The organism is Acidithiobacillus sp., from assembly GCF_049965315.1.
Taxonomy (GTDB): domain Bacteria; phylum Pseudomonadota; class Gammaproteobacteria; order Acidithiobacillales; family Acidithiobacillaceae; genus Acidithiobacillus_B.
The window spans coordinates 1-3,590 of the sequence record NZ_JBMFWL010000060.1; the positions used below are offsets into that span (position 1 = coordinate 1).

Genomic DNA, 3,590 nt, shown 5'->3' on the forward strand with positions numbered 1-3,590 from the left:
GCCAAGACCTGGGCGGCGGAGACGCCTGGCGGCAACTCACGGATGATGATGCGCCACTGCCCCTGCGCCATTTTCTCCACGTCCCATTGGGCCCGGACTCGCAAGCTGCCGCGGCCCGTCTGGTAGGCCTGGCGGATCTCCTGCGGAGAGGAAATGATCTGCCCACCGCCAGGGTAATCCGGACCGGGAAGGGCATCCAGCAAGTCCGCGTCACAGAGTTCGTGGTCCTCGGCCAGCCGGGCGACGATCTCCGCCACTTCGCGCAAATTATGCGGGGGGATTTCCGTCGCCATGCCCACCGCGATGCCAGAGGCGCCGTTCAGCAGCAGAAAAGGCAGGCGGGCCGGCAGCAACGCCGGCTCTTGCAAGGACCCATCGTAATTGGCGCGAAAATCCACCGTACCCTCGTCCATTTCGTCCAGGAGCAGGGCGGACATGGCCAGGAGCTTCGCTTCGGTATAGCGGCTGGCGGCGGCGCCATCGCCATCGAGGGAGCCGAAGTTCCCCTGACCATCCACGAGCGGGTAGCGGAGCGTGAATGCCTGGGCCATGCGCACCATCGCATCGTAGACGGAGCTGTCGCCGTGGGGATGCCACTTGCCCAGCACTTCACCCACCACGCGGGCCGACTTCACGTGCCGGGGAGATTTCTGCAGCCCCAACTCCCGCATGGCGAAGAGGATCCGGCGCTGGACGGGCTTTTGTCCGTCCGCCAGAGACGGAATCGCCCGGCCCGTCACCACGCTCATGGCGTAGGCGAGGTAGGCGGACGCCGCGTACTCTCCCAGCGGCGGCGAGCCATCCCCGGTGGCGGGAGGGACGGGCGGCGCGCCAGCACCTTCCCGGCATTCCAGGAATACCATTTCCGCCTGTTCTCCCCGCCCTTCCCGGACCGCTTCGGTGGTTGCCATATACGGTTCGTTCTCCATCAAATATCCAGGTCCGCCGTCCAGCCGTCCCGTTCCATCCAGGCACGGCGACCGCTGGCTTCATTCTTCCCCATCAAGAGGGTAAAGCGCTCCCGCAGCGCCTCGATCTCCGTCGGCTGGATGCGCAGGGATACCAGGGTTCTGGTATCCGGACACATGGCCGTTTCCCAGAGTTGTTCCGGATTCATTTCCCCCAGCCCCTTGAAGCGCTGGACGGTGATTGCGGATTCCTTCCCGCCTTCGTCCTTCAGACGCTCGATGGCCGCGTCCCGCTCCGTCTCTGCCTCGCAGTAGATTTTACGCACCTTCCCGCGCACCGTGGCATCCACGCGGTACAGGGGTGGTTTGGCGACCGTGACATGACCGCGCAACAGTAATGCCGGGAAGTGACGCAGGAACAAGGTCAGCAGCAGGACCTGGATATGGCTGCCGTCCACGTCCGCGTCGGACAGGATGATCATGCGACCATAGCGCAGGCCAGCCAGCACCACGTCGGGGTCTGCCGCGGGGCCGTGCGGATCGATCCCCAGGGCGACGGCCATGTTGTGTACTTCCGTGTTCTTGAAAATGAGATCCCGCTCGACCTCCCAGGTATTCAGCACCTTGCCCCGAAGCGGCAGAATGGCCTGGAATTCCTTGTCGCGCGCCATCTTGGCGGAACCACCCGCGGAATCCCCTTCGACCAGGAAAAGCTCATTGCGGGAGAGGTCCTCGCTTTCGCAATCGGTGAGTTTCCCCGGGAGCGTCGCCAGGCCGGAGCCTTTTTTGCGTTCCACTTTCTGGGCCGCACGAGTCCGGCTCTGGGCGCTGTGAATCGCCAGTTCGGCGATGGCTTTGCCGGCATCGGGATGGGCGTTGAGCCAGATCTCCAGCGGGTCCCGGATCGTCTGTTGCAGCAGCCGGTATGCATCGCGGCTGGTGAGCTTGTCCTTGGTCTGCCCTTGGAACTGCGGGTCCAGCAAGCGGGCCGATAAGACCATGGCCACCTTGCCGGTCACGTCCTCCTGCACCAGCTTGAGCTTGGCCGGCATCAAACCGTGATGCTCCATGAAGGATCGCACGGCCTCGAAGATCCCCGCCCGGAAGCCGGACTCGTGGGTGCCGCCGTCCAGGGTGGGGATCAGGTTGACGTAACTCTCCGTTCGGGGCGCGCCGTCGCTGCACCAGGCCAGCGCCCAGGCCCCGCCTTCTCCTTCCGCGAACCCGTTGGCATCGCCGTCCGCAAACTTCTGTCCGGCGCATATCGGCGTACTGACTTCCGCGTCCGTCAGGAGTTCCGTGAGATAGTCGCTCATGCCGGACTGGTATTGCCACAGTTTCGGCGGCTGGCCGGGGAGATTCAGCGTAACCTGCAGCCCCGGCAACAGGATCGCCTTGGACCGCAAGAGATGCGTCAGCTCCTTGAGGTTGATGGCGGCGCCGTCGAAGTATTGGGGGTTGGGCAATACCCGGACCTTGGTGCCATGCGTGCGGGGGCCGCAATCGGCCACTCGGGTGAGTGCCTCCACCACTTCGCCTTCGGCAAACGCCAGGCGCCAGACGCCATTACTGCCACCACGCGGGTCCTTCGTCTTGACTTCCACTACCACCTGATGGGAGAGCGCGTTGGTGACCGCGATGCCGACCCCGTGCAGCCCCCCGGAAAAACGGTAGGCGGATGCCTTGTCCGACTTGTCGAACTTTCCACCGGCGTGCAAAGTGGTAAAGGCGAGCTCGACCGCCGGCCGGGTTTCTCCCGGAGGAATGCCTACGGGAATCCCTCGCCCATCGTCCTCAATTTCCACCCAGCCATCGGCTTGCACGGTAACCAAAATTCGCTTGGCGAAACCGGCCAGGGCCTCGTCGGCGGCATTATCGATCACTTCCTGGATCAGGTGGGTGGGACAGGTCGTGCGGGTATACATGCCGGGACGGGCCTTGACCGGCTCCAGGCCTTTGAGGACCGTGAATTGCTCTGCGCTGTAGGTGCCTGCCAACATGAACGCCTCATGGATGGATTGGGTTGCAGGATAACAAAATTGGCTGGAAAGGCGAGCGTCGATGATGGAAGATGTTCATGGCCAATTGCCGGTGCACAAGGTTGAATGGCGCAGCGCTCGCATCGCGGACTCTTTCGATCCCCCCTTTTACATCGGTTGATTATCCCGCACACTTCATTTTTATGGTTCTGTTCCACCACCGAGAGGCATCATGCCCAGTAACCTCAGCATCCAAACCACCCGTCATCGTCGCACCCGGGAGGAACGCATCCGCGCCATCGAAGCTCGGCAACAAGCCCTTCGGCAGCGTGCCGAGACCCGGATGAACCAGTTGATGGCGCAGCGAAGCAGCCTGCTGCAAAACCAGGAAAAGCAAGCCAGGGGAAATGACGACCTGGCACTGATTCGTGCTATCCATCGTGTTGCTCCCGATTGGGAATGTTCCACCATTATCGGTGCCCTTTCTTCCGCCTACGCGGAATGTCTGGAAGACCCCACCTATCTGGTGGAAATCACCGAACACGGTGCGGAGTTGCTAGAAAAAGAGAAAAGTGATTAAATTTGAAATACGCTATTTGCAGCCAGCGGATCTTGTGCGAAACTCTCCGCAGCGTTCGGGAAGAGGAGAGAGAAGATGAACAAGGCCGAATTCATTGCCGCCATGGCCGCCCATGGCGCCATC

Annotated in this window: 3 protein-coding genes; 1 reads left to right on the forward strand and 2 read right to left on the reverse strand. The window is 62.3% G+C overall.

Features of this window, described 5'->3' with window-relative positions; genetic code table 11:
* Positions 1-911, reverse strand: a 911-nt coding sequence (locus ACP5MM_RS09735; protein WP_427934526.1) for a DNA gyrase subunit A, incomplete at its 3' end; no start/stop codon positions are given.
* Between the two features lie 17 nt (positions 912-928).
* Entirely contained in the window at positions 929-2,908 is a 1,980-nt protein-coding gene (locus tag ACP5MM_RS09740; RefSeq protein ID WP_427933423.1) for a DNA topoisomerase IV subunit B, read from the reverse strand.
* A gap of 211 nt (positions 2,909-3,119) precedes the next feature.
* Between ACP5MM_RS09740 and ACP5MM_RS09745 the strand changes: the two genes are divergently transcribed.
* The gene (locus ACP5MM_RS09745; RefSeq protein ID WP_427934528.1) at positions 3,120-3,467 is read left to right on the forward strand and encodes a hypothetical protein; all 348 of its coding nucleotides are present in this window, start codon (positions 3,120-3,122) and stop codon (positions 3,465-3,467) included.
* Positions 3,468-3,590 lie beyond the last annotated feature (123 nt).